Below are 26,842 nucleotides of genomic sequence, written 5' to 3'. Positions count from 1 at the left end.
GTGGTTTTTATATTTTAGTCAAATGAAATACCTTCTTTTTGGATTCGTCTTTTTTCAGATCTTCACTGCTGAAGCCTGTATGTGTGCTCCGACCCCTATTACTGAAGATTTTCAAAATTCTGACTTCGTGGCTGTTGGAAAAATTCTCAAGGTTTATCCTAATGAATCTCATTAGGAGATTTACAAAGCAGACATTCAACTTATCGACCTAATCAAAGGACCTGAAATCTCTACACTTTCTGTACTGGGGAGAAGTGACGGGAAAACGGGGTCTTCCTGTTCCATTTTCACTCCGGAAAATACAGAATATGTCTTTTTTGGGAGAAAGGATGAGCAGGGTCGAATCTTCTTTGGGGCTTGTTCGGGAACAAGAGAAACTGAAAGGATAAAAAAGTACTCCCCTTACCTAATGGAATTATTTGACGTCTTGAAAAACCTTCAAGAAGATTATTCAGGAAAACCTGACCCGGGTTTTTACTTGAACATTCATGAAAGTTTGGAACAGTTTAAAGGAAAAACCTTTTCCCAAAAGTTTGCTTTGTATGAAGTCAATTTTAACGAAGACTTAACCGTAGAAAGAGTAAAAATCATTCATGGTTTTGGGAAAAAGGTAGACCAAGTATTGATGAAAGGGCTTTCCCAACCGGGTTGGATGATTCTCCCGAATAGAAGTCAGCTTAGCGTTCCTAGGGGAAGCAAAAAACTGGAAGGGATTTTTTACTATGAGTCCAAGGAGGGTAACCCAAGTTTTTTGAGTTCTTTTGATTTGTAGGATAATTTGATTTAAATAAACCCCAAATTTGGTTGATTTTTCCATAAAGATTCTTTCCTCATTTATCCGTATTTTGAAAAGGAAAAAAATGAATTCTCTATGAAAAATCTATTGTGGATAGTCTTTTTGATTCCAGGATTAGCCCTTTCCCAAATCACCTCAGATCAAAAAGATAATGCTCTGAAAATCCACCATCTGATCGGAGAATATTCCAAAGCACGGGAAACTCAGGACACCGTTTTGCTCAAAAAAATACTTACCGAAGACATGGATCAACTCGTTTCCTCCGGAGAATGGAGAAATGGAATCTCCGAAGCCATCCAAGGCATGCTGTCCAGCACCCAATCCAACCCGGGAACCCGGACCCTCGAAGTGGAAAAAATAAAGTTTCTTTCCGACGAAATCGCGCTGGTGGATTGCCGGTATTTCATCCAAAATCCCAATGGAGAACAACGGAAAATGTGGAGCAGTTTTGTGGTCATCTGGAAGAAAAAAGAATGGAAAATAGCCGCCATCAGAAATATGAGTCCTACCCGTCCCTCCGATTAAAAAAATCTGCAATATGCAGTAGCAAAATGCCGGCAAATCTCGTCTCTCAGACAAATTCTCCATGCAATGAAATCTCTTCTTTGGACCTCCCTATTTATCCTCTTGGTCAGCTTTAGCTGCATTGACGAAGAAGATGCCCGGCGTCAGGACCTTTTGGTCCTTGATCAGCTCAGGTCAGAAATCATTGCCCTTTCGGAATCTGTCTCTTGTACCAATGCCGATCAATGGAAATTTTCACCGATGGGTAGCAAAGCCTGTGGTGGACCTGAAAGATACGTCGCCTATCACCAAAGTGTAGAGACCTCTATTCTTGCTCTGATCGAGCAATACACCTTTCAGCAGGCGCAATACAATCAGGCCAATAATGTCGTTTCAGATTGCTTGCTCATCCTTACTCCGCAAGGAGTAAAATGCGAAAACGAAAAGCCGGTTTTGTTTTAGAGAGCTAGGTCTATTTGCCTAGGCTATCCTGATCAATGAGTCAAAGAGGTTTTTTAGCCCAAGACTACCTACAAAGCAGGTATATATCACCGTCCTTCAAATAGGCCAGTTGAAAGAAATTTCAATCGCCTTTCCAATTCATACAACTTGTCAGTTTGATCTTTATGCTCCGCATAAGGGTACCGGAGCCAAAGGAAGCTTTGCGTCATTTAGGTTGCTCTTTGCTTGGGGCAAGGGTAAGATTCGGGAGGAAAAGAAGGTCATCCAAAGTTCTCCATCCTCTTTTTTACTGATTTTTCAGCCTAAGATTTACCGGAGAATTTTGGAATTCCTTTTTCGGGCCGTCGGCTTTCATTTTTTTTTTCCTCCAAGTGAACCTTAGGTCAGCTTAGCAGCATAGAGCAAATAGAAACCAATTCAAAGATCCAAAAAAGGCCGGTTTCCCGGCCTTTAGTCGTCCTAGGACCTTGTGTTAAGTGCAATCAGGACAATTTTTATAAAATCCTCCGGATTTTGATTGAGTTTCTTTGAGTTGGAATGGTTTGAAAAAAACAGACTTTAGGAGCCGTATCGCTTATTGTTTCTCTGTGAGACAATAATAATTGCTTCTATAGAAAAATCCTACTTAATTAGGCATACAAAACCTGAGTTTATGTCTCTACCGGAATCTTCACAATACATTCCCCACTTGGCTTATGATTCGGTAGTCTTTGGATTTTCCAGAGGAAAGCTCAAGATTCTGCTCATGGAATACCATGATACAGGTCTATTGGCCCTTCCGGGGGGATTTGTCAAGAAAAATGAGAACCTTGATGACGCAGTAAAGCGTGGCCTTTATGAACGGACCGGGCTCAAGGAAGTTTACCTGGAGCAGGTTCATCTCTTCGGAAAAGTAGATCGATTTGATCCTGGAATCATGAAAAAGATCCTGGAAGCCAATGGCTATGCAGTTCCGGACCAGTATTGGATGCTCGACCGATTTTTTTCCATTGCCTATTACGCATTGATCGATTGGGAAAAAGTGACTCTCAAGCCCGACACGCTCTCCGATTCTATCGGATGGTATGAAATCGACCACCTTCCTGACCTAATCTTTGACCACAATCAGATCGTCAGCAAGGCGCTGATGACGCTTCGCGAAAACTTGGACCGAAAACTCATCGGTGGCAACTTATTGCCCGAAAAATTCACGATGAATGAACTTCAGTCGGTCTATGAGGCCATTTTAGGACAAAAAATGCGGCGGACCAGTTTCCAAAGAAAAATGCTTAGCATGGATATTTTGGACCGACACGAAAAGCTTTTTACCGGAAAAAGTCACAAAGCTCCTTACCTCTACAGCTTTAAATCCACCTAAAGCATGAAAAAATACGTCATTCATTCAATTCTATTCCTAGCCTTCCTTTCTTTTTCCTGCGAAAAAAAAACCAGCCCAATCCAAATTCAAGTGGAATCAGTGAAGGTAGAAGGAGGCTTGATTTCAGGAAAAACAGATGAGACGGGAGAAATCAAAATTTTCAAAGGTATTCCGTTTGCCGCCCCACCACTGGGAGATCTGAGATGGAAAGCTCCACAGCCTGTGACTCCATGGACGGACGTGAAATCCTGCATTGAAAACCCTCCTGCTCCTATGCAAAATCCCCCTGTTCCGTTTTTTGCATGGACCGAGGAGTTTTTGATCCCTAAAGAACCCATCTCTGAAGACTGCCTTTACCTCAATGTCTGGACTGCTGCTGAGCGCGCTGATGAAAAGCGTCCTGTCCTGGTGTGGATTTATGGAGGAGGCTTTAGTTCGGGCGGAAACACCGTCCCGCTATATGACGGAGAGGATCTGGCCAAAAAAGGAATTGTAGTCGTCGCACTCAACTACCGAATCGGCATGTTGGGATTCTTGGCACATCCCAAACTCAGTGCTGAAAACCCCGATCAAACCTCCGGCAACTATGGTCTATTAGATCAGATTGCGGGTTTGGAGTGGATAAAAAAGAACATCGCCGCTTTTGGAGGAGATCCGAACAAGGTGACCATCGCCGGCCAGTCTGCTGGAGCCTTCAGCGTCAATGCATTGGTCGTTTCCCCAAAAGCAAAAGGCCTTTTCCACCAAGCCATTGCACAAAGCGGGGGCATGTTCAGTCGGGGTACTGGATTAATTTCCGGTCTCCAAGGAGCTGAAGAACGGGGAAAACAACTGACCGACACCTTGGGAATTTCTTTAGCTGAGCTTCGGGAATTACCGGCGGATAGCCTGCTTAAGCTACCAGGGAGATTTGGACCTGTAGTGGATGGTAAGGTTTTGCCAAGCGTGAGGCAGGCTTTTGAAGAGGGCTCTTTCTCAGATGTTCCTCTTCTGACCGGTTGGAATGCGGATGATCGGGTTTCAGGAAATCCTCCTACGACTACTGCCGAATTCAAAGCCAATGCCAAGAAACAATACGGAGGTCGCGCCGGAGAATACCTTGAGCTTTTCCCTGCGGGAAATGAAGTAGAACTGGAAGAAACTCTGAAAACAATCGGAGTCCTCGGATTCGGATTTCAAAACTATACCTGGGCTAGAATGCAAACCGAAAAGGGTCAAAAAGATGCATACCTCTACTATTTCACCCGAGTGCCTCCTGGAGAGCCCAACTATGGCGCATTTCATTCGGCTGAATTTAGCTACGCCCTCCACACGCTCAAAAACTGGAACCGGCCTTTTGAGCAGGTGGATTATGACCTGGAAAAGATCATGAGTACGTATTGGGTGAATTTTGTAAAATCCGGAAATCCAAATGGATCTGATCTTCCGGAATGGCCGGTTTTTGATCCCGCAAATCCACTGGTTATCGAACTGGGGCCGGAAGTCAAAACCCGGGCGATGCCGTTTTGGCCTCAAATGAAATTTATGGAAAGCATGCTCCGCTGATGGTTTTCATTTCACCATGACCCCCAAAGTCAGCTCCAGCTCTATGGATTGGCCCAAGCTTTCCTCGATTTCACTTTTGATTTGAGAAAAATCTTCCGTGTGCAATTCCTTGTCTGAAAGAATGGTGACGGATATCCTCAGGGGACTGAGGTTTCTGATTTTCACTCCCCGAAGCGTTCCATGCGGGATGTGACTGCCGCTGAGCCTCTGAATCAGTTGATTTTCTCTCACCATCTCCCGAAAGCTCAAAACCAGAGGAGCAGTAACCAAAATCAAAAGCCCCAAGGAAATAAAGAGGCCTTTTTTTGCCAACTGAAAAGGACTGAATCCCAAAACCAAAAAAGTCAAGGCCGCAGCCAGTACAATCCCTGCGAGGTTAGTCCCAAGAAGAAGGGCGGCTCCCCAGAAAACATTCCACTCCCCCCAACCCAAACCGATTCCAGAGACAGCCAAAGGAGGCACAAGGGCCACTGAAATTGCTACTCCTGCCAAGGTTTTGGCTATTTCCTCCTTGGAATGAGCATAAGCCCCGGCCACACCAGAAGCCACAGCAATACCCAAATCGAGCAGATTCGGCCGGATACGTGCAAGAATTTCCGTATTCATGGTCTTCAAAGGGGTAATCCAAGTGATCACTACAGCAAAAATCAACCCCAAAACGATCCCCCAAAATAGGGTAATCAGACTGGATTTGATCAAAATACCATCTTGCCGGAGTGCTCCCATAGCCAAAGATATAATTGGGCCCATTAAAGGAGCCAAAATCATAGCTCCGATCACCACCGGGCTTGAATTGGCAAAAAGACCAAACGTAGCAATCAAGGTAGAAAGCGCCATCAAAACCAAAAACGAAGAAGTGGTTTCCGAATTTTTTTTCAACAGAGTAAAAAGCTCTTTGAATTCTTCGGTGGTGGCATGTCGTACCCAGGGCAAATATCCTCTGGTCAAAGCTTCCCGGAGCTTTCCCGTAGGAAGTCGGCTAAGGTTGATTTCTTTTCTTTTGACTTCCGCCTCTTTGGGCTGCTCGAACCCCGCAAGTATACTCACTTCCTGTTCGGAGACTTTAAGTTCAAGTTTTTCTGCCTGACCTTCCTCTCCATCCAAGGCATAGGTAAACCCTTTTTTGCAGGAAACTTCGAAGTATTCGGTGGAAACATAGCTGACAAAATCAGGGATTCTGCCTCCTTTGATGGGGAAAAACAGATTTTGAAGACCAAATTGGATGATGGAAAAAAGACTCTTCGGTGCCAGTATCAGTACATGCAGCAAGCCGTCATTCAGCCCAGAGTCCTCAATCAGCCGTTTAAATATAAGGCTGCTCTCGTTGTGCCCAGCCGCCAAAATCCCCATAGCTGCCACCTCAAGGACTTTTTCTTCTTCTTTGTTTTTTAATTTAATCCTGAAAGTCTCCAGTTTGACTTTCCGAAACAACTTTAAAAATCGAGAAAAACGCTTTCCAAAAGACCGAAAGAAGTCTGATTCGGTGGGATCAAAAAGCACGCTCAAGGACTCACCAATCACCAAAGAACTGATACAGATTTCCCCATTTACTGACAGAAGATCAAAGGTTTGGATTTTTTCCTGCTCCAAAAACCACTTGAATGCCTTTTCTTTGGAGGAAGCTATCCCAAGGGCTTTGGCAAAAAGCCTTAGCTCAGGATGAGGCAACAGCCCCAGACTTGGATTTTCCTGTTGTCTCAGTTTTACGAGAATATTCCTGCACTGCTCGTCGGACAGCCAAAGCAACAGGTGGTCCTCCGAAGAAAAATCCTCCAAATCAAACGCTTCCCAACTTATCCGTTTTTGAGGTTGGGGATCCAATTTTTCAAAAAAGGAGGCCCTTTCCTCATCGGGAAGAGCAGAATCAAAAATCAAATAATAGGTTTTCATAAAAAGGAAAGAAAAAGATCCATGGTCAAACCAAATTGGAAAAAACCCGGATGATTTAAAAATTGTCGAAAAACAAAGTTCTTAAATCACCCTTATTCAATGCCGAGATGCCCCACTATTCCTCCATAAGCTGTTTCAGAATCTCCGTAGCTGCCTCTGAAAGCACCGTACCCGGCCCAAAAACAGCAGATACTCCTTGATTTCTCAGATATTCGTAGTCCTTGGAGGGGATCACTCCACCCGCTACCACCATGATGTCGGGTCGTCCAAGATCCCGGAGTGCCTGGATCAATTGCGGAATGAGTGTCTTGTGACCTGCGGCCAAAGAAGAAGCCCCTACAATATGTACATCGTTTTCTATCGCCTGCTCAGCTACTTCCTGAGGAGTTTGAAAAAGAGGGCCGATATCCACATCGAAACCCAAATCAGCAAAACCGGTGGCAATCACCTTTGCTCCACGGTCATGTCCGTCCTGCCCCATCTTGGCAACAAGAATCCTAGGTCTGCGGCCTTCCAGAGTAGCAAACTTATCCGACAACTCCTGAGCTTTCTTGAATGATTCCTGATTTTTCACTTCTGATGCATATACCCCTGAGATGGACTGAGTTTGAGCTTTATGTCTCCCAAATACCTCCTCCATCGCCAGGGAGATTTCTCCCAAAGTAGCTCTTTTTCGGGCAGCATCCACTGCTAGTTGGAGCAAATTCCCTATTCCAGATTTGGCTGCTTGAGTGATTGACTTCAAGGCCCGATCCACTTCATCCTGGTTTCTTCGGCTTTTGATTTCTTTCAGTCTTCGGATTTGAGACTCCCGGACGGATTGATTGTCCACTTCCAGGAGATCTATTTCAGTGGAATCCTCTACCTGATAGCGGTTGACTCCTACAATGATGTCTTGGCCACTGTCTATTCTAGCCTGCTTTTTGGCTGCGGCTTCCTCGATTCTCAGCTTGGGGAGCCCAGCTTCGATGGCCTTAGCCATTCCTCCCATTTCTTCCACTTCCTCGATCAGAGACCAAGCTCTTTTTACCAATTGATCAGTCAAATATTCTACATAAAATGAGCCTCCCCAAGGGTCCACTACTTGAGTGATTCCTGTTTCCTCTTGGAGAACCAGCTGGGTATTCCTTGCGATCCGTGCGGAGAAATCAGTCGGAAGTGCGATCGCTTCATCCAAAGAATTGGTATGTAGGGACTGGGTATGTCCCATGACCGCTCCCAAGGCTTCCACAGCTGTTCGGGTGACGTTGTTGAAAGGGTCCTGCTCCGTAAGAGACCAGCCAGAGGTCTGGCAGTGGGTACGAAGGACCAGAGATTTGGGATTCTTGGGCCCAAACTGCCGGACGATTTTGGCCCAAAGCAATCTTCCTGCGCGCATTTTGGCAATCTCCATAAAATAATTCATCCCAATAGCCCAAAAGAAGGACAGTCTGGGAGCAAAGTCATCAATATCCAGCCCCGACTTAATTCCAGTGCGGAGGTATTCCAACCCGTCGGCCAAGGTATAGGCCAATTCCAAATCTGCTGTGGCTCCTGCCTCCTGCATGTGGTAGCCGGAGATGGAAATGGAATTGAACTTCGGCATGTACTTCGAAGTGAACTCGAAAATATCACCGATGATGCGCATGCTGGGCTGCGGAGGATAGATGTAGGTATTGCGCACCATGAATTCCTTCAGGATATCATTCTGAATAGTCCCACTCAGCATTTCCGGACTTATACCCTGCTCCTCCGCAGCCACGATATAAAAAGCCAGAACAGGGATCACTGCCCCATTCATGGTCATGGAAACTGACATTTGATCCAAAGGAATCTGTTCGAAGAGGATTTTCATATCCTCCACCGAATCAATTGCCACTCCAGCCTTTCCTACATCTCCCTGCACCCGCGGATGGTCTGAATCATAGCCTCGGTGTGTGGCCAAGTCAAAGGCTACAGAAAGGCCCTTCTGCCCCGCAGCCAGGTTTCTTCGGTAAAATGCATTGGATTCCTCTGCCGTAGAAAATCCAGCGTACTGCCTGATTGTCCAGGGCCTTTGGACATACATGGTACTGTAGGGTCCTCTGAGATAGGGTGGAATCCCGGCTGCAAAGTCCAATTGTTTCAATTCCAGGATGGCTTCGGCATCGAAAACGGAAGGTATAGTGATTTTCTCCGGAGCTTCCCATTCCACCAGCGGAGTGGATGGAGAATTGGATAGCTTAGGACCTTCCCATTTGTTAAAATCAAGTCTCATAGGGCAGTTTTGGTTTGAAGCTCAAACAGGTAAGAGGCCCTCGTGGGGCGGAGTTGGAAGCTTTTTTCTTCAAAAAACTCAAAGTCAAGGTCATTCCTGAGCTTTTCGCCAGCGGGGAATACATTAACCCCGATTTTGGATTTATTTTTCTCCAAGACCTGCTCCTGAATCTTTTCCCGCTCACTTCTGACTCTGGAATGAATAGTTTTGCTCTCCAGAGCCTTCAGCCACCCGCCGGAAGACTCCAGTTGTTGCAAGCCCTCACGGATTTCATTGAGTATTTTTGCCTGTAGCGTTTCCAGAAAAAAAGAACCCGAAGCAGGATCCATGACTTTGTCCAAATAGGCTTCTTCTCTGAGTACGGCAGATACATTTCTTGCTATCCTCCGCTCCCTTGTTCCGGCCCGGTCCTCCAGCAAAGGAGGTACCCAAAGCCAATTACAACCTCCAAGGACTCCAGCCATCGCTTGATACGTCTGACGGATCAGGTTGGTATTTATATCCAGGATAGACTGATCCCAATGAGCCGTTTTTACTAATAAGCTTACCTCCTGATCCGGTAAGTCCAGATGATACAGCTTTGCCAGTCGGCTCAAACCGTCCCGCAGAGCCTTAAGCCGGGCAATTTCACCGAAATAATGCTCCCCGACTGCTGCCTCTACCAAAAGCTTTTGGAAAATGTAATCGGGCTTCTGAGCCGATCGATCCAAAATCTCCACCAATTCTCCAAGTAGGAATACGGTCCCATCCACTGGACTAGCACCTGACTCGGTATACCTGCTCGATTGAAGGGTAAATGCTTTGAACTGGGCATACGGCTCCGTCATCTCGAAGATCTCTTCCAAAACCTCCAGACCCAATCCATAAGCTTCATTGTGTTCAAAAACCAACTCTGAAGGCGACCAAAGCAAAGCCCCATGGATCTGATCCAAGGAAGCATTTTGCCTATCCACCCAGTCAAAAAAGGACCTTAAGGCAGCTACAGGATTGCCAAGAGGACGAATGGCAATAGCAATATATTGGGGCAAAACACCGGAGAGGAGCTGATCCAAATCCTCCATTCCGGTCAAGTGAAGCACCAAACCTTCAGAGCCTTTTTGCAAAGCCTCCACTACCTCTTCAGAAGTGTCTCCAGGAAGCACACTTGTCATGTTTTGCCAAATCCGTGCAGATTCCCCTGGAATAGCCGATGCAGGGTGAAAATTGAATTGATGAGTAAAGGTCGCTTCCAAATCCTCCCGGGTATAAAACGGATCAATGGCAATCCTCCCCCACAAATTGGACTTTAGCTCCTTTTCAAAATCCTTTCCCTTCAAGTCTTTTTTTGCTTGGGTTATCCACTCGTCCTTGGTTGTCCTCGGAAAATCAAAAAAGTCTTTTTTCATGCGATTTGGGTTTATTTTCCTTCCAAAAATAACCAATCCATCGATGTACACCAGAAGAAATCCACCGATGCGCTTTCCCTATTCAGGAATTATTCAAATCACCTGAAAATCAACCCTTAACCCATTATGTCGACAATCTTCAAAAAAACAGTGAAAAAAAATGAAAAAAATCACCTTTACCGAAAAGACAACTGAATCCTATCCACACACCGAATAAAGTATCAAATCCTCCTTCCAAATATCTATTTATTCACTTTTTCAAGCCTTTTTCAATTTTTTATTTAGGTTAATTTTCCACAAATTTGACGCCCTCGTCTTAGCCAAGACGGGAGGTTTTTCAAGAAAATCTTTACTAATGAGTCTAGAAGCCAGTGCAGTTTGGAATGAATGCTTACGTGTGATCGAACAACACGTCAATGAGCAAAGCTATTCCACCTGGTTTAAGCCCATCAATCCCGTCAAACTCGAAGGGTCGAGTCTGACCATTCAGGTTCCCAGCCAGTTTTTTTATGAATGGCTGGAGGATAACTACGTCCAAGTACTGAAGTTGGCTATCAAAAGTACCTTGGGCCAAAATGGAAGACTGGAGTACGCTGTAGTAGTGGATAAGGGCAACTCGGCCAATCAGCCCTATGTGGTATCTTTTCCCCAAGGAAATACCACAGGAAAAAAACCTACCCATGCTCCAGCCGAGGTAAAGACCCCTTTCGAAATGCAATCTCTCGATGCAGATATGCTCACCCAAAGCAATCTGAATCCCAATTATACCTTCAATACCTACATTGAAGGAGATTGCAATAGATTGGCTCGCTCGGCAGGATTTGCAGTCGCTACCAAGCCGGGAATCACCTCTTTCAACCCGCTTATGGTGTATGGAGGAGTTGGTCTGGGCAAAACCCACTTGGTCCAAGCCATAGGCAACGAAATCAAAAATGGTCCTGAGGACAAGTTTGTACTTTATGTGTCCTCCGAGAAGTTTGTGAATCAATTCATGGATTCGATCAAAGACGGAAACGTGAAAAGCTTCACCAACTTCTACATGCAGGTCGATGTCCTGATCATCGATGACATTCAGTTTTTGGCAGGAAAGGACCGAACTCAGGAGATGTTTTTTCACATTTTCAACCATCTCCATCAGAGTAAGAAGCAAATCATCATGACCTCCGACTGTCCTCCGAGAGATCTCAAAGGACTGGAGGAGCGACTGCTATCCCGATTCAAATGGGGCTTGACCGCAGACTTGCAGATGCCGGATTTCGAAACTCGTGTGGCGATCATTCGGAGAAAGATGCAGTCTGAAGGGATTTTTATTCCTGACGATGTGGTCGAATACCTTGCCTACACCGTGGACACCAATGTAAGAGAGCTTGAAGGAATCTTGATTTCACTGATTGCTCACGCTTCTTTGAACCGCGTGGAAATCGACTTGGGACTGGCAAAAACCGTGATCAAAAACTTCATCAAGGACATCGAAACCGAAGTTGGGATTGAATTTATCCAAAAGGCGGTCTCTGAATACTTTGGCATCCATGCCGATGAACTGAAGGCCAAAACGAGGAAAAAGGAGATCGTGATCGCCAGACAGGTGGCTATGTTTTTCTCCAAGGAATTCACCAATCACTCGCTCAAATCCATCGGCTATCACTTTGGAGGCAGGGACCACAGCACAGTCATCCACGCCATTCAGACTGTCAATGATATGATGGAGACGGATTCCAGCTTTCGAAATTCAGTGAATGAGCTGAAGAAAAAGTTTAAGATCAGATCGTATTGATTTGAAATTTGAGATTTTCTCAAAGCTCAAACTTTTTATTCCCCTGCTTTTACCAGCGGACAATTTCTTTCAGTTCTTCTCTGGAAAATTCCAACTCGGTATAGCCCATTGCGTAAGACCCGATCTCATAGGGGATGTAGATTACCTTGAATCGATCTTCCTGAAAGCCCATGGCATTCGCCAGAAAAAAGCCAGTTTCAGGAAGGAAGAATTTCCCGGACTCTTCCAAAGAAACACCTTCCTCTACCTCGTGATACTCCCTGAATTTATGCTCGGTTAGCTTTAAAAGCTCCTTTTCATTCAAAACTAACTGATTACTCTCCAGGGCTTTACCCGAGGTATAGTCTAGGTTCAAGAAATAAACCATACTGTTGGGATGAGCTCCGCCGAGGTAGGTGTATTGGGAAAAGAAAATGCTCAGGGTTTGATCTGAGGAATAAGAGACCTCCCCTTCTACCTGGATTTCCCATTCTTGAGCAGATTCCGGGAATTCGGATCTGAAGCTGAGGAACTCTTCGAAAAATTGATCCACTCCCGCTTCCAAATCAGGAGAATCCTTCTCTCCGTATTGCATCAAATTCTTGACAGTTTCGCGGATTTGACTGTTGATCATATCTGCTTGGTCTCCACCTTTGGCCACCGGCCATACCAGACGGATTTGGGCACAGCTCTCATCGGCACATTGCTCCCGGATTAGGGAATCCTTTTCAAATTTCAACGGGGTCACGTCCTGATCCAGTCCCTGTCGGGAGATTTCTCTTGGACCGCAGGATAGGAGGAAAGCCATAAACGAAATGAAGAAGTAATTCATAGCTTAGGATTTTGAAAGAAAGAGATCCAGCAGTTGTTGTGCCAAAATCCGGGGATTCAATTCACCGGATTTGACTTTGGGCTTTTCGGCCTCCAGCTTTTGTTTCACTTCTGGATGCTTTAAAAATACCTGCGCCAGAAGATAGTAAACCTGGTCATCTAGCCACGTCAGTCTTTGTCCGGACCGATTCCTGTCCCAGAATCCCGAAGCTTTCATCTTCTGCTCATATTCCTCCAGATTTTTCCAAACCTGATCCAAACCAAACCCGGTCAGGGAACTGGCCAAAAGAACCTGAGGATACCAGTTATTCTCTGTCTCGGGAAAGAGATGAAGCGCATTTTGGTAATTGACTTTGGCTTTCTTGGCCGCATCCAGATTCTCCCCGTCGGCTTTGTTGATGACCAAAAGATCAGCCATCTCCATGATTCCTTTTTTGATTCCTTGAAGCTCGTCTCCCGCACCTGAAAGCATCAACAAGAGGAAAAAATCTACCATATTCTTAACGGCAGTTTCACTCTGTCCTACCCCCACGGTCTCTACCAGAATCACATCAAATCCCGCAGCCTCACAAAGCAGAATTGATTCTCTGGTTTTGCCACTGACCCCACCAAGCGTACTCCCGGATGGACTAGGTCGGATGAATGCCCGCTTGTCGGAGGACAGTTTTTCCATGCGGGTTTTATCCCCCAGGATACTTCCCTTGGTCAGCTGACTGCTTGGGTCTACAGCCAAAACCGCTACCTTTTTTCCCTGATCCAACAGCCAGCTTCCAAACGCTTCGATGAAGGTACTTTTCCCAACTCCTGGGACTCCAGTGATCCCGATCCGAATAGACTGACCTGAGAAGGGAAGAATTTCCTGTACCAAGCGGGCAGAGAGTTCTTGGTCTGCATCAAGAACGCTTTCCACCAGCGTGATCGCCTGACTCAAAACCACCCGGTCACCGCCGAGAACTCCTTCACGAAAAGCTTCAAAACTTAGTCTCTTTCTCATGGCTTGGCAGGTAAAAAGCGGGACTCTCCCATGGGAGTTTTTTCGTATTCTGCGAGAAGGAAAGTAGCGAACTGCTCGGGGAAATGGGGTGCTGTGGGGGAAAGTTCTATTTCTTGGTTTAAATCCCGGGAAAAGAAAAAAACCAGCGTCTTGCCATATTTGGTGTGGGGCTGGGCATCTGCAAAATCTTTCATCCAAGACAAATCCTCATCCAAAGCTCGAATGGCATACACCCGTATGACAGGTCCGGTGTTGTTCTCATTTCTGAAAAAAGCCAACTCCTCATACTTCCCTTCAAAAACAGACAAGCCGGGTTGAGAAAGGCTTTCATTGATGATTTTATACAAAAGAATACCCACCAGAGTGCCCAAAACATAAATTATCCACTTGTTGTTTTTCATTTTCGGAGTGAAAGCAAGGTTTGTTCCTTTATGGCAGTAATTTAGCTCAAAATTCTGAAAATGGGATTCGAGTACATCAAAGCACTCCACATCATATTCGTAGTCACTTGGTTTGCAGGGCTGTTTTATATCGTCCGCCTGTTTATCTACCAGACCGAAGCTCTGGAAAAACCTGAAGCCGAACGCAAAATCCTAAAACCTCAACTGGACCTCATGGCCAATCGTCTTTGGTACATCATCACTTGGCCTTCAGCAGTGTTGACTTTGATTTTTGGGATTTGGGTGTTGACTTATCGATGGGGATATATGCAACTGGGCTTTATGCATGCCAAACTCGCCTTCGTGTTGCTATTGTATGTATACCACGGCTTTTCTCATGTTTTGTACAAAGAACTACAGCGTGGAAAAGCCCGCTGGACCTCTACTCAGCTGAGATTATGGAACGAAGTTGCCACTCTTTTGCTTTTTGCTATAGTATTCCTGATCGTACTGAAAAGTACCCTGAGTATGGTCTGGGGAATCGTAGGCCTAGTGGGATTGGGAGTTTTCCTCATGCTTGGGATTAAGATTTATAAAAAATACAGAAAAGATTAAAACATGAAATTGATTCGATTTTTGCTTGGTTTTGGAGTGATTGTAGTAGCGATAAGTGCCTGCTCTTCGGGTTCAGAATCCGGAAGTTCCGCCATTGAGCTCCCAATTTTGGGAGAAAGGTATGTAGATGACAATCAGGACACCGTATATCACCAGATCGCTGAGTTTTCTTTTATCAATCAAATGGGAGATACGATCACCAAAGCAGACATGTCAGGAAAAATCTACGTGGCAGACTTCTTTTTTACCACCTGCCCTACCATCTGTCCCATCATGAAAAAGGAAATGCTTAGGGTATATGAGCAGTACAAGGACAACCCTGATTTTAAAATCCTTAGTCACAGCATTGATCCGACCCACGATACTCAGGAAGTACTGAAGGACTATGCAGAAAAGCTTGGAGTGGAAGATGCTCAAACATGGAACTTCCTAACAGGAGATCAGGAGAAGATCTTTGAAATTGGGCAAACCAGCTACCTGACTACAGCAATGGCCGACCAATTGGAACCGGGAGGCTTCCTCCACAGTGGTGCTTTTCTTCTCGTTGATGGACAGGGAAGAATCCGTGGGGTCTACGATGGTACCAAATCGGACCAAGTGGACCGATTGCTCAATGACATCCCCAAACTACTGAAGAAATGAAAGGCGTTTTCTCTTTCCTTTTTTTATCAGTTTTGGTATTTTCCTGTAGTCCGAAATCAACCAATGAGGAAAATACCCTTGCTCAGATTTCTGATCCTGAGGTGATGAAATTCGCTGTGAATGGGAAAAGGCTCTATGAAAATTATTGTGCGAATTGCCATCAATCCGATGGTCGGGGGCTGGGGAAACTGATACCTCCTCTCAGGGATGCGGATTATTTCAAAGCCAGCATTCATCGGACTGTGTGGATTATCCGAAATGGGCAAAAAGGAGAAATCACGGTCAATGGCCAAAAATACGATCAACCCATGCCGACCAATGCTCAACTTACTCCATTGGAAATCGCGCAAATCACCACTTATCTCTACAATATCTGGGGATTGGAGGAGGGGGTAATTTCTGCTGCTGATGTCGAAAAATACCTTCGAGAATCCCCCAATGGCTACTGAAACTACTGCTTGATCAGGGAATCGGCCTTTTGGAGCACATTTTTGATATCCTCATTCACTTTAGTGACCTTGACCATTTGATCTTCCAGGTAGGCCTTGACTTCTTCAGGAGTTTTTTCCCCGTCTTCGATTTCATATTGCCTCATCCAGACAAACATCCCCTCGTAGGCTTGGTCCAAGTCTACGGCAAGTGTCTTCAGTGCATCAATTTTTTCCTGATCGGGATCAGGGCTTGCAGACAGTTCTTCTACCATCTGTAGAGCTGTTTTTTCCAGAGATTTAAGCTGCCCCATTTTTGGCATTACCTCATCGTGAACAGCAATCACTTCTTCTCTAAGCTTATTATTAGCTTCAACTTGCTTATTTCCACAGGATTGAAAAAGAATTATCAGGCCAAAAAGCAAAAAAACAATGGAGTATTTCATATTGATGTGTTATCTATGACAAACATACAATAAAATCTTATTTTAGTTAAAATTAAACCTTCAAAATTTAGTCTGATGATATTTCGCCTTCCATTGGCTAATTTTGATTCAAACTGAAAAATTATGAAACCCTTTTGTTTTGCTGACGGCTCGATCATTGATTCTCAGACTGCTACCATTCACCCAATGGACTTGGGGCTAATCAGAGGCTATGGAATCTTCGACTTTTTCAGGACCGTCGATTATCAGCCCCTTTTTCTCGAAGACTATCTGGATCGTTTTATCGCATCAGCAGAAAAAACTCATTTACCCTTGCCACTTTCCCGAGAAGAACTGAGGAGTGTCATTTTTGAACTGATTGAAAAAAATGACCTTCAACAGGGAGGTTTCCGGATGGTATTGAGCGGAGGAGTTTCGGACAATCACTTCTCTCCCGCAGATGGAAAACTATTCATCTTTGCCGAATCTCTAGATTTCCCTGCGGAAGAAAAGTACCAAAACGGAATCAAACTACTTACTCTTGAGTATGTTAGACCAATTGCCGAAATAAAAACCACCAATTATACCCTGCCTGTATGGCATAGTGTCAATTGGAAAAAGCTAGGGGCTGAGGATGTACTCTATCACTGGAACGGATGGGTCAGTGAAAGCTCAAGAAGTAATTTTTTCATTGTGAAAAATGGAATAATCCACACCCCAGACCAGCATATTCTTCAAGGGATTACACGAAAACAATTGCTGAAAATAGCCCAAAATGCCATCATACGACCGATTTCTTTAGAAGAGGTCTGGGATGCAGATGAGGCTTTCATCTCCAGTACGACCAAAGTACTCCTACCGGTAACTCAAATAGACACACGTAAAATCGGCAACGGAAAAGTGGGGCCTGTCACTCAGACGATCTTGGGAAAATTCAGAGAGTTGGAAAAAGTAACCGTATCCTAACAAAAAAGCTCCGAAAGGAGCTTTTTTGTTATTCTAGGATCAATTCTGCGTCCTTGAGGATATACATCAGTTTTTCCGGGTCAGATGCATTTAAGGTAAGCTTCCCCTTGACTTTGACCCGCTTGGAGGTGTATTTGATGGGTTTGCTTAGCATCACCTCCATCACGGTCTCCGGACCACCTGAACCGCAGAAAAAACATTCGGCGAGAGGTAAACTGGACAGAATTATATGGTCAGGCTTGAACATCCCCTCAAAAGGGATGATGTACCCATCTGCCTCGACCACTTTGCCTTCCAATTTGGTGATGTTTTCGGAAAAGACCGGAACATATAGCTCCCCAAATTGATCTTCGCTGATTTTGTAAGAAACCTCAGCGAGGTTTTTCCAAACTCCCTGAGCGATTACCCCCTGTATTCCAAGCAGGAAGACTACCAGCAGGAGGGTTAAAGACCACTTTTTCATTGTTATCTGATTCTAATTTTTGCCCTAGTTAAGCTTTTGTCAGTTGCTTTGCAATACTGGTCTGATAAGCGGACCATGCCGGGATAGCAGAAGCAACTACACCTACACCCAACGCATAAGCTACTATCCAAAGTTCTTGTTTGAGAAAAATCCATGGGTCAAGGGAGGAAGTCATCATGGGATCTCCCTGACCTAGGAGAAAAGCCAAAAAGCCATGCCCAAGACCAATGCCAACCAAAGCTCCCAATAAAGTCAATAGTACCCCTTCCAAAAACACCAAAAAAACCAACTGCAAACTGGAAGCTCCCAAAGCCCGAAGTATGGCCAAGTCATATTTTCTTTCCTTCAGAGAATTGTATAAGGCTATGAATATCCCAAGGCCCGAAACTCCGATCAAGATGAATGCAATTCCTTGCAATAAACTGATACCAATACCCAAAAGCTCAAACAAGCGGGAAATCTCAAACGAAGGAGAAGCTGCCTGCATGGATGTACCTGAATTGATCATCCGGGGTAGTTGCACCGCAGCCATGGGACTTCTGAATTGAACCAAAACCGTGGTCACCTCTCGGGGTTCTTCCGATTGTGGAAACCCTGTTTTAGCTACCGGATGATGAAAGTGATCATGGTGAGGTTCTTCTTCTTCATGGACCTCATCTTCCCCGCCTTCCTCATCGTGGGTATACCAGACCGATTCAATACTGGTCAATACCAGCCGATCGACGACATTGCCCCGGGGGGATAAAATGCCTTTGACGACAAAATTATGCTGATCATGATCGTGGCTTCCTACACTGATTCCATGACTTCCTGAAAATTCGCTTCCGAGGGTCAACCCTGATTTTTTTGCCACCTCGGCCCCAAGAACCACCTCGAAAGGCTCTTCCCAAGCCGCACCCTGCTCCAGCTCGACCTCATGCAGGGCCAAATAGTCGTGATTGGTCCCGACGATTCGGAATCCCTGATAATTGTCTCCCAAGGCAAGAGGAATCACATTCTTGACCAGACGATTTCTGGATAATCGCTGGGCTTCATCCATGGGAATATTGCCGGTAGGGAAATCAATATGGTAGACCGAAGAAAGGATCAATTGAAGTGGACTTCCTTTGGCTCCTACCACCAGATCGATCCCTGCAGCATCCTGATTCATTTTCTTTTCGAACTGATCCTGGATGAGAAGCAGAACAGTAATGATTGCCAATCCCAAGGCCAACAGGAAGACATTTAGTCCGGTCGAAAGCGGTCTGAACGTGAGGTATTTCCAGGCTATTTTGAAGAGATTCATGAGGCTTTGACTTCGATATAGTTGGGAATATGCTGCTTGACCCGTTGATCATGGGTCACAATAATCAAGGCAGCTCCGATTTTGGAAGCTTGGTTCTGAAGCAATTGGATTACTTTCTCGGTATTGGTATCATCCAGGCTTGAAGTGGGTTCATCAGCCAGGATCAGTTTGGGAGCATTGGCTAGGGCTCGTGCAATGGAGACCCGCTGCGCTTCCCCCTCACTGAGTGTGAGAACTGAGGACTTGGCTTTATCAGACAAGCCCAATTCTTTCAGCAGCTCAATGGTTTTTTGCCCTTCTTTTTTGCCGAAAAAATGAGCCAGCTCCAAATTTTCCCTGACATTCAGTGCTGCCAACAAATGAGGTTTTTGAAACACAATCCCAATATTCTTTCCCCGGAACAAATCCAATCTTTGGCCTTTCAGCTCATGAAGCTTGACTCCGTCCAGAATTATCTCCCCGTTTTTTGGCCTCAAAAGCCCTCCCAGAAGATGGAGAAGGGTAGTTTTACCGGAGCCGGAATTCCCCAAAACCAAAAGGGACTGCCCTGCATCCAGATTGATGTCCGGAAAATGAATGGGCTTTTGGCCCGGATGGGAAAAGCTGAGTGATTTGGCTTGTAAGCGCATAGTTTATTTTACTGGAATAGAGACCCGGAAAACAGTACCTTTGTTTTGCTCACTTTCAAATTCAATTTCACCTCGGAGTACTTCGAGGCATTTTTTGACAATGGACAGCCCCAAGCCGGAGCCTTCAATAATCCCGACATTCTTGGCACGAAAAAACCGGTCAAAAAGTTGGTTTTGTTCCGATTTGGGAATTCCGATTCCCCTATCGGCCACGATTGCTTTCAAGGTTCCATTTTCGATGGTCAGTTTAAATTCTACCTGACCTCTGTCTTTGGAGTATTTGACTGCATTGGAAAGAAGGTTTTCAAGCACCTGATAAACCAAATCTGGGTCAGTAGTCAGGGTTTTGGGCATTTCTCCGATTTCGGATTTGATGGTGACTTCATTTTCAATTCCAGCTTTTACGGTATCCATGACCTCTTTGACAAAGGCCCCCATAAAAACCTTCTTGGGCTTAAACTCCAGCTTGTTTTCGTCCGCCTTGCCAAAAAACAACACGCTGGTCAGCAGATTATTCAGTGCACGGACCGAGTTTTCGATTTTGGAGGCGTGTTTGGTGATTTTCTGACGAAAAGGATGGTCTTTTTCCGCATATATCTGAAGTAACTGGGCAGAACTGAGGATGGACGTAAGCGGGGTTTTGAAGCCGTGGGACACATTGAGTACGATCCGGGATTTGAGCTCATTGATCTCCCTTTCTTTCTCCAGGGCTTTGGTCAGTTCTTTGTTGGCTTCGTAAAGCTCTGCCGTCCTCAGCTTGACTTTTTCTTCCAACTCATTGTTGAGTTTTTGAAGCTCCTTCTCCTTCCGATCTTTGAATATGGCCAACTCAATGACCATGTTGAGCTCCCGGATATTGAAAGGTTTGATGACGTAAGCGCTTGGATTGGTCCCTACCACCTTATTGAGCGTCTCTGCATCCGAACTGGCACTGAGGTACACGACCGGGATGTCGTATTTCTCATTGATGATCTCGGTAGTACGAATTCCATCCAGCTCACCGGCCAGATTGATATCCATCATCACGATATCCACAAGGTCGCATTCCAAAATCTCCAGAGCTTTCTCTCCAGAATCAGCAATACCTACAATTTGATGGGCATTTTTCTCCAAAGCCCTCTGAAGAAGCAAAGCTGAAACTGAATCATCCTCCACAATGAGGATTTTTAATGTAAACATACGGCTGGATTCTTGGGTCAGATTTGGGCCAAAATACAAAAATTAATCTTTTGGCAAGGGGATTTCCACTCGGACCCGGGTTCCTTTAAACTTATCACTCCAAATTGAAATCTTCCCTTGAAGTAGCTCCACGAGATTTTTGGTAATGCTCAGCCCCAGTCCTGTACCGTCAAAGAGCCGATCATTCCCTGTGCTTTCCTGCTCAAAGGGATGGTACATTTTATTCTGAAACTCGACAGACATGCCTACCCCCGAATCCTCTACTTCCAAAATCAAGCGATTCGATTTTCTTGAGATTGTCACCTCAATTCTTCCCTCTTGGGTATACTTGATCGCATTTCCAAGCAAGTTATTGAAGATAATCTCCAGAAATCGTCGATCCACTTTCGCCTCAAAATCGGGAGTCTGGAAACTTAGATCCAGACCCAGCCCTTTTTTGTTGGCAGAGAGCTTAAGGGGCTTGATCAAGGATTCAAAAAAAGTATGGATTGGAGTAGAAGTAAAGACCACCGGCATTTTCTTGGCTTCTATTCTGGCCAATTCTAACAGGGAATTGATGGTCCCCAAAAGGCGTTCTCCACTCTGAAGGATAATTTCCACCAAATCCGAGAGTTCTTCGTCGCCCTTCTTGAGCAAAAGGATCTGCTCCGCTCCTCCAATGATTCCATTGAGCGGAGTCCTGATTTCATGGCTGATATTGGAAAGCAGGCTGGTCTTGAACCTATTGGCCTCTTCAGCCTTTTCTTTGGCCACTTTTAGATTTTTCTCGGCCAGTTTTTGAGCAGTAATATCTTTGAATACACAGAGAATCAATTCTTTTCCTGAGAAATCCGGCTCCAGCAATACGCAATAGACTTCCATTTCCAAAGAACCCGACTTCCAGTCCATCCTGGTCTCCAAGGAAATCCCATCCCCTGGATTTTGACGGATTTTGGCCAACACTTTCACCAATTCTGATCTCAGGTTGGAATTGGGTATCAAAAGCTCAGAAAAAGAAGTGTTTTCCAAAAGAGGCACCTGCTTTTTCATCAACCGGGCAAAGGCGGGGTTGGTGGTCAGGATATGATCCACCCCGAGAAACAAGACCATGCCGTCCTGAGAGCTGTTCCAGACATTCTTAAATTGCTGCTCAGCAAGAAATTTGTCCCGGTTTTTCTGATCCATTTCTGATTTGAGAAGTCCCAAATTCTGAATTTGTTTGAAAACTAAGCTGATTAGAATCCCGATTCCCACAAGGACCAAAACAGCGAAGGTGAGGAAGAGCGGCTGAAGGTAAAAAGGTTGATTGATCCGAAAAGGAGATGATTTCACGGTGGGTGAAAAAATCTCGCCGTCGTAGGAAGCCTTCAGTTCGAACACATAGTCTCCCGCAGGCAAATTGGGAAAAAACAGCTCATTGGAACGTGGGTCCTGAATCACTTCCCAAGGGGTGTCCTCTGAGCTTGCCAATCGATAATGGATGAAAAGTTCTTTGGATTCATTGAATGCAGGAGCCGCGTAGGTGATTCTTAAGGCGTTTTTTTCATTAGGAACTTCAAATGCCCCCACGGAAGACACATCGGAATTTCCAAGGATGGCACTTTTAAGAAAAATTTGGGGTGCTATATGACCAATATCCTCCTCTTCGGGGTAGTAAATGGATAATCCTTTGTGGGTACCGATCATCACTCTACCGGATTGAGCTTGAAGCAGGGCTCCTCGGTTCACCTCATCCCCCACCAGTCCCCCTGCCTCGGAAAAATTAGTCACCTTTCCATCGGCAAGAATGAAAACCCCGTGGTCCGTACCTGCCCAGATTTGGTTTTGCCGGTCTTTCATGAGGACAAAAACCGGATGAGTAATCGTTTTGCCGCCGATCGAAAAAAGGCCTAATTGATTATCCCGATACAGCTTCAATCCATATTCTGTACCGATCAAAACTCCTCCTTGGTCCAATTCTAGGAAATCATACCCCTCTGCCAATACAAACTTGGAGTTTTCCACCACCGGATATTGATTCTCCAGCCGGCTTGCCCGCATGACGATGATTTTCCCATTTTTCAATCGCCCGGATTTTCGTTGAAAAATGGTCACATCTCCCAAATTTTCTTTGATCTCAGCAGTAAGTTCATGCCCATAATCCCCGGTTTTCAAGGCCGCTAACGAAGAATGGAAAATCCGCTCGGAATTGGTAATCAAAATACTGTCCCCATCTACCGACACCGAGGACACATTGACCCCCTTGGGAGGAGGGATCTGCCTAAGTCTCTTCGTGACCGGATCATAGTAGCCCACCCCACCCCAATTGGCAGAAAACCAGACTTCCCCTGACTTGGCACTGGAAAAATTAATGATTCGTTGATTGGGATTCCCTTTGGGGTTGTTGTCTCGCAACAAAGTACTGATCCCCGACGGGGCAAATTTTTGGATCCCATTATTAAATCCAAAAAGGAACTCCCCCTGCCCCAATTCAGTAATTGCCGTAATTTCCTCACCCAAGAAATCCAGGGACTCTGAGCCGAAATTTTGGAAGAGTTGACTGTTGCTGTTGGCCAGACCGCGGCTACTTCCTACCCAGAGGATTCCTTCCCGATCCACAAAAAGAGTGTGAATGTAATTGGACCGAAAAAGATAAAACAGATCCAGCATTAATGGCCTCCCTCGTGAAGGATGATAGCGCCTAAACTGTGAATTGTAGTGATAATACACATAATCTCCTTTGAAATCCAGGGTAAAGTAAGGTGAGCTGATTACTTCTGGATTGGTAAAATTTCTATCCAGGATTTCTTCGGGGTGGTCGGGTGTCTTTCCTTTGGCCAAAAATCCATTTCCGAGGAAGAAAAAGTCACCTGATGGACTCTGCTTTACCACTACCGGGAAATCCGGAAGGGGAATTCCACTGAGATTAAAGTCTTTGAGATACCCATTTTCTAAAAAATAAACTCCTTTCTGGAAAAACAGGATGTCCTTTTCCTTCCATCTCAACACAGAAGTGAGGCTACCCATAATCGAAAAATCCCTGGCAATTACCCGCTTGTCCGGGTCCCCATAATTCCAAAAAATCATCTGGGTCCCGGTGTCCACAAAAAAACGTTTTTGCTCCCCCTTGCCCAAGGTAAAAAAACGGATTTCAGAAGAAAACTTGGCAGTCACCTGTGGAGGGAAGCTAAGTTCCGACCACCCGGATTCCGTCCCTTGCAAGACCACAGGCACCCCACTGCCATTGTAAAGCCAAAAATGTCCGTCTTCATCTTTATGGATAGAAATACGAAAAGCGAATTTTCTCAGAAGGGTATCGGTAAGCTCATAAGTTTGAATCCCGTCTGAATAGACTACTCCTCTGGACGTGGCAAACCACATCTGACCCAAAGTATCCTGCTCGATCTGGAGAATAGTCTGCACCGGGAGTCGGACTCCATTTGGCTGAAGATTAAACTTAAAGCTCTGGGCATAGGCAAGGTGGAGTCCAAGGAAAAGACAAAAACAAACCGTCAAAAGGTGGATAAATCGCCCATGCATGGAGCTAAAATCTGAAAAAGATTCCTCTTCCCAAATTCATTGGAGAATGTTTAGCTTTTCTTTTGTCAGCGGGTGGTTTCTTTTATTTTTGTGCCAAACTTAAAAATGCGTATCGATGAGTGTACTAGTCAATAAGAATTCAAAGGTTATCGTCCAGGGATTTACTGGTTCTGAGGGATCCTTTCATGCCCAGCAAATGATCGAATATGGAACCCAAGTAGTGGGAGGAGTCACTCCCGGAAAAGGCGGTTCCACTCATTTGGAAAGACCTGTTTTTAATTCCGTGGAAGAGGCAGTTCAAAAGACTGGTGCAGACACGTCGATTATTTTTGTTCCGCCGGCTTTCGCTGCTGATGCAATTATGGAAGCGGCAGACGCAGGGATCAAAGTGATCATTGCTATTACCGAAGGAATCCCTGTCGCAGATATGATGAAGGCTAAGCCTTACATCAAAGAAAGAGGCTGTGTCCTGGTGGGACCCAACTGCCCCGGAGTAATTACTCCAGGAGAAGCCAAAGTAGGAATCATGCCCGGTTTCGTATTCAAACCCGGCCGTATTGGAATCGTCTCCAAATCGGGAACATTGACCTATGAGGCAGCAGATCAAGTAGCCAAAGCAGGCCTTGGCGTATCGACTGCCATCGGCATCGGGGGAGATCCCATCATCGGGACTTCCACCAAACAGGCTGTAGAAATGCTGATGAATGATCCCGAAACGGATGCCATCGTCATGATCGGAGAAATCGGAGGAAACTATGAAGCTGAAGCGGCTAAGTGGATCAGGGAAACCGGAAACAAAAAGCCCGTTGTAGGCTTTATCGCAGGACAAACAGCACCTCCGGGCCGAAGAATGGGCCATGCCGGAGCGATAATCGGCGGTGCTGATGATACTGCAGCTGCCAAAATGAGAATCATGAGAGAGAATGGTATCCATGTGGTGGAATCTCCCGCTGAGATTGGGGCTACTATGGCCAAGGCTCTGGGTGTAAATGCCTAAGTGAACGGAAAAAACCAGATTCCCAAGTTCAATTTATTCTGCGCCTCGGATCCTCTTCTGGGGCGCTTTTTTTTGGAGAATTTTTCCGGGCCTTTTGTATCTTCCAGCATGCAAGCCCCTCAGCCCACCCTTTCTGATCAATTTTACACCAAAAAGGTCAAAGACCTGTTGGTCAGATCCATTCGGTGGGTCACTCCTGAGACGCCCATCCAAGCCTGTGCTAGGTACATGGCACAAGAACAGGTAAGCTGTCTTTTTATTGGAAAGGAGTCCAATGACCTCGCTGGCTTCATCACTGACCTTACCCTCCGTGACCAAGTGTTGGCTCAAGGATTGGATCCCTCTACACCCGTGGTATCGATCATGGAACCCCACCTGATCAGTATCTCTCCGGAGGCTAGTCTGGTAAAAGCACTCCTGCTCATGTTCCAGTCCAAAGCAAGGTACCTTTTGGTCAAGGATGAGCAGGGATTTCTGGGATGGATAAGCCGGACCAAAGTCCTTACTGAACAAAGTCAGGGCCCCTTTCTCTTTATCCAATCTGTAAAAGAAGCCCGACAGATTTCCGAACTCCGGGAAAAATGGCAACGCATGCCTGACCTTATCCATCTTTTGGTCAGCCGGGGGATGAAAGCTGCCTACGTCAATCAAATCATCACCACGGTAGCCGATACCATCACGCAGCGGGTGATCGAGCGAGTCATCAAATCCTTTGGCCCCCCTCCGGCTCCCTTTGTGTTCTTTGTATTCGGAAGTGAGGGCAGGGGAGAATTAACGCTGAAGACAGATCAGGACAACGGAATTATCTATGCTGACAAAGCCAACGAACAAAGGGAGCAAGTAAGAGCCTATTTTCTCGAGTTTGCCACTCGGGTATCTACGGCCCTTGACCAAATCGGCCTTGCTTTCTGTGAAGGGAATTTCATGGCTATGAATCCCAAATGGTCTCATTCTCTATCCCACTGGAAAAACAACTACCAACAGTGGGTCTCCGACGCTTCTCAGGAGACCGCCATGAATTACTCTACCTTTTTTGATTGCAGAGGAATATACGGGGACCTGGCTCTGATAGAGGAATTGAAAACTTACATGGCCAACCTGATGGACCAAGCTTCCGAGCGGTTTTTTCTCAGTCTGGGCCAGAATGCCCTTCAGTATGAAGCCCCTTTGACCTTTTTCCGTAAGATCAAATCCGAAGAAATAGACGGGGAAAAACAGCTCAATCTCAAAAAAACCATGCGATCGATTGTGGACTTGGCAAGAGTCTACGCACTCAAATACAAGATTCCCGAAACCAATACCATCCAAAGAATCGAAAATCTGAAGGACAAGGGAGTTTTTTCGGAAAAAGAAGTACAAGAGCTCACCCATGCCTTCGAATACCTGATGAGTCTTCGCCTGGAAAATCAGGCTATAGCCATGCTCAACTCGGGAAAAAGTCCCCGAAATTACCTTTTGATCAAAAATCTGACGAAAATCCAACAAGTAACCCTGATTGAGATTTTTAAAGTTATTGAAGAATTTCAGGCCAGAATTCGAATTTCTTTCACTAGAACTCTATAATTTTCTGATAAGAAAGATA

General features: G+C 45.4%; 24 protein-coding genes. 12 read left to right on the top strand and 12 right to left on the bottom strand.

Annotated features, from left to right (window positions below; genetic code table 11):
- The first annotated feature begins 409 nt into the window (after nucleotides 1-409).
- The 5 genes from AAA943_RS09250 (at nucleotide 410) to AAA943_RS09230 (ending at nucleotide 4,664) form a co-directional block, all read left to right on the top strand.
- Nucleotides 410-772, top strand: a complete 363-nt coding sequence (locus tag AAA943_RS09250; RefSeq protein ID WP_338223946.1) for a hypothetical protein — start codon at nucleotides 410-412, stop codon at nucleotides 770-772.
- A 99-nt stretch (nucleotides 773-871) separates the two neighbouring features.
- Nucleotides 872-1,321, top strand: a complete 450-nt coding sequence (locus AAA943_RS09245; RefSeq protein WP_338223945.1) for a DUF4440 domain-containing protein — start codon at nucleotides 872-874, stop codon at nucleotides 1,319-1,321.
- 66 nt (nucleotides 1,322-1,387) lie between these two features.
- A complete protein-coding gene (locus AAA943_RS09240) occupies nucleotides 1,388-1,762 on the top strand; it encodes a hypothetical protein (RefSeq protein WP_338223944.1) in 375 nt (124 codons plus the stop codon).
- Nucleotides 1,763-2,414: 652 nt separating this feature from the next.
- Nucleotides 2,415-3,119 (top strand): NUDIX hydrolase, encoded by a 705-nt coding sequence (locus tag AAA943_RS09235; RefSeq protein WP_338223943.1) that lies wholly within the window; start codon nucleotides 2,415-2,417, stop codon nucleotides 3,117-3,119.
- 3 nt (nucleotides 3,120-3,122) lie between these two features.
- On the top strand, nucleotides 3,123-4,664 hold the full coding sequence (locus AAA943_RS09230; RefSeq protein WP_338223942.1) for a carboxylesterase/lipase family protein: 1,542 nt from the start codon (nucleotides 3,123-3,125) through the stop codon (nucleotides 4,662-4,664).
- A gap of 6 nt (nucleotides 4,665-4,670) precedes the next feature.
- Here the strand turns inward: AAA943_RS09230 and AAA943_RS09225 are convergent, their stop codons facing one another.
- The 3 genes from AAA943_RS09225 to AAA943_RS09215 all read right to left on the bottom strand — a co-directional run bounded on the left by AAA943_RS09225 (nucleotide 4,671) and on the right by AAA943_RS09215 (nucleotide 10,175).
- Nucleotides 4,671-6,554, bottom strand: coding sequence for a TIGR00341 family protein (locus AAA943_RS09225; RefSeq protein ID WP_338223941.1), 1,884 nt, complete (start codon nucleotides 6,552-6,554; stop codon nucleotides 4,671-4,673).
- Between the two features lie 115 nt (nucleotides 6,555-6,669).
- Nucleotides 6,670-8,790 (bottom strand): methylmalonyl-CoA mutase, encoded by a 2,121-nt coding sequence (gene scpA, locus AAA943_RS09220; protein ID WP_338223940.1) that lies wholly within the window; start codon nucleotides 8,788-8,790, stop codon nucleotides 6,670-6,672.
- Nucleotides 8,787-10,175: a methylmalonyl-CoA mutase family protein gene (locus AAA943_RS09215; protein WP_338223939.1), complete on the bottom strand. Its 1,389-nt coding sequence runs from the start codon at nucleotides 10,173-10,175 to the stop codon at nucleotides 8,787-8,789. The genes scpA and AAA943_RS09215 overlap by 4 nt, the downstream gene beginning before the upstream one ends.
- 355 nt (nucleotides 10,176-10,530) lie before the next feature.
- On the opposite strand from AAA943_RS09215, the gene dnaA reads away from it, so the two are divergent.
- Complete coding sequence (gene dnaA, locus AAA943_RS09210; protein WP_338223938.1) at nucleotides 10,531-11,949, top strand: chromosomal replication initiator protein DnaA; 1,419 nt, start codon at nucleotides 10,531-10,533, stop codon at nucleotides 11,947-11,949.
- 49 nt (nucleotides 11,950-11,998) lie between these two features.
- On the opposite strand, the gene AAA943_RS09205 is transcribed toward dnaA, so the two are convergent.
- Genes AAA943_RS09205 through AAA943_RS09195 form a run of 3 tightly spaced genes read right to left on the bottom strand, consistent with a single transcriptional unit; the run spans nucleotide 11,999 to nucleotide 14,154 of the window.
- Nucleotides 11,999-12,760, bottom strand: a complete 762-nt coding sequence (locus AAA943_RS09205; RefSeq protein ID WP_338223936.1) for a DUF4163 domain-containing protein — start codon at nucleotides 12,758-12,760, stop codon at nucleotides 11,999-12,001.
- 3 nt (nucleotides 12,761-12,763) lie between these two features.
- Entirely contained in the window at nucleotides 12,764-13,753 is a 990-nt protein-coding gene (gene meaB / locus AAA943_RS09200; protein ID WP_338223935.1) for a methylmalonyl Co-A mutase-associated GTPase MeaB, read from the bottom strand.
- A complete protein-coding gene (locus AAA943_RS09195) occupies nucleotides 13,750-14,154 on the bottom strand; it encodes a hypothetical protein (protein ID WP_338223934.1) in 405 nt (134 codons plus the stop codon). The genes meaB and AAA943_RS09195 overlap by 4 nt, the downstream gene beginning before the upstream one ends.
- Nucleotides 14,155-14,214: 60 nt before the next feature.
- Between AAA943_RS09195 and AAA943_RS09190 the strand changes: the two genes are divergently transcribed.
- From AAA943_RS09190 to AAA943_RS09180, 3 genes are read left to right on the top strand one after another with little or no spacing between them, the layout of a single operon-like run.
- A complete protein-coding gene (locus AAA943_RS09190; RefSeq protein ID WP_338221841.1) occupies nucleotides 14,215-14,748 on the top strand; it encodes a CopD family protein in 534 nt (177 codons plus the stop codon).
- A gap of 3 nt (nucleotides 14,749-14,751) precedes the next feature.
- A complete protein-coding gene (locus AAA943_RS09185) occupies nucleotides 14,752-15,390 on the top strand; it encodes an SCO family protein (protein WP_338223933.1) in 639 nt (212 codons plus the stop codon).
- On the top strand, nucleotides 15,387-15,839 hold the full coding sequence (locus AAA943_RS09180; RefSeq protein WP_338223932.1) for a c-type cytochrome: 453 nt from the start codon (nucleotides 15,387-15,389) through the stop codon (nucleotides 15,837-15,839). The genes AAA943_RS09185 and AAA943_RS09180 overlap by 4 nt, the downstream gene beginning before the upstream one ends.
- 2 nt (nucleotides 15,840-15,841) lie before the next feature.
- On the opposite strand, the gene AAA943_RS09175 is transcribed toward AAA943_RS09180, so the two are convergent.
- Nucleotides 15,842-16,264 carry a hypothetical protein gene (locus tag AAA943_RS09175; protein ID WP_338223931.1) on the bottom strand — a complete coding sequence of 141 codons (423 nt, stop codon included), beginning with the start codon at nucleotides 16,262-16,264 and terminating at the stop codon, nucleotides 15,842-15,844.
- Nucleotides 16,265-16,387: 123 nt separating this feature from the next.
- On the opposite strand from AAA943_RS09175, the gene AAA943_RS09170 reads away from it, so the two are divergent.
- Nucleotides 16,388-17,209, top strand: coding sequence for an aminotransferase class IV (locus AAA943_RS09170; RefSeq protein WP_338223930.1), 822 nt, complete (start codon nucleotides 16,388-16,390; stop codon nucleotides 17,207-17,209).
- A 28-nt stretch (nucleotides 17,210-17,237) separates the two neighbouring features.
- On the opposite strand, the gene AAA943_RS09165 is transcribed toward AAA943_RS09170, so the two are convergent.
- Genes AAA943_RS09165 through AAA943_RS09145 form a run of 5 tightly spaced genes read right to left on the bottom strand, consistent with a single transcriptional unit; the run spans nucleotide 17,238 to nucleotide 24,263 of the window.
- Complete coding sequence (locus tag AAA943_RS09165; RefSeq protein ID WP_338223929.1) at nucleotides 17,238-17,672, bottom strand: hypothetical protein; 435 nt, start codon at nucleotides 17,670-17,672, stop codon at nucleotides 17,238-17,240.
- A 28-nt stretch (nucleotides 17,673-17,700) separates the two neighbouring features.
- On the bottom strand, nucleotides 17,701-18,957 hold the full coding sequence (locus AAA943_RS09160) for an ABC transporter permease (protein ID WP_338223928.1): 1,257 nt from the start codon (nucleotides 18,955-18,957) through the stop codon (nucleotides 17,701-17,703).
- Nucleotides 18,954-19,586, bottom strand: coding sequence for an ABC transporter ATP-binding protein (locus tag AAA943_RS09155; RefSeq protein ID WP_338223927.1), 633 nt, complete (start codon nucleotides 19,584-19,586; stop codon nucleotides 18,954-18,956). The genes AAA943_RS09160 and AAA943_RS09155 overlap by 4 nt, the downstream gene beginning before the upstream one ends.
- A 3-nt stretch (nucleotides 19,587-19,589) precedes the next feature.
- Entirely contained in the window at nucleotides 19,590-20,765 is a 1,176-nt protein-coding gene (locus tag AAA943_RS09150) for a hybrid sensor histidine kinase/response regulator (protein WP_338223925.1), read from the bottom strand.
- 42 nt (nucleotides 20,766-20,807) lie between these two features.
- Nucleotides 20,808-24,263, bottom strand: a complete 3,456-nt coding sequence (locus AAA943_RS09145; RefSeq protein ID WP_338223924.1) for a sensor histidine kinase — start codon at nucleotides 24,261-24,263, stop codon at nucleotides 20,808-20,810.
- Between the two features lie 115 nt (nucleotides 24,264-24,378).
- On the opposite strand from AAA943_RS09145, the gene sucD reads away from it, so the two are divergent.
- Nucleotides 24,379-25,260: a succinate--CoA ligase subunit alpha gene (gene sucD, locus AAA943_RS09140; RefSeq protein ID WP_338223923.1), complete on the top strand. Its 882-nt coding sequence runs from the start codon at nucleotides 24,379-24,381 to the stop codon at nucleotides 25,258-25,260.
- Nucleotides 25,261-25,368: 108 nt separating this feature from the next.
- Entirely contained in the window at nucleotides 25,369-26,823 is a 1,455-nt protein-coding gene (locus AAA943_RS09135; protein ID WP_338223922.1) for a DUF294 nucleotidyltransferase-like domain-containing protein, read from the top strand.
- Nucleotides 26,824-26,842: the final 19 nt, after the last annotated feature.

The sequence above is a fragment of the Algoriphagus confluentis genome, from assembly GCF_036245625.1.
Taxonomy (GTDB): Bacteria; Bacteroidota; Bacteroidia; order Cytophagales; family Cyclobacteriaceae; genus Algoriphagus; species Algoriphagus confluentis.
Note: the sequence above shows the minus strand (reverse complement) of the source record. Positions and strands in the feature narration are given on the sequence as shown.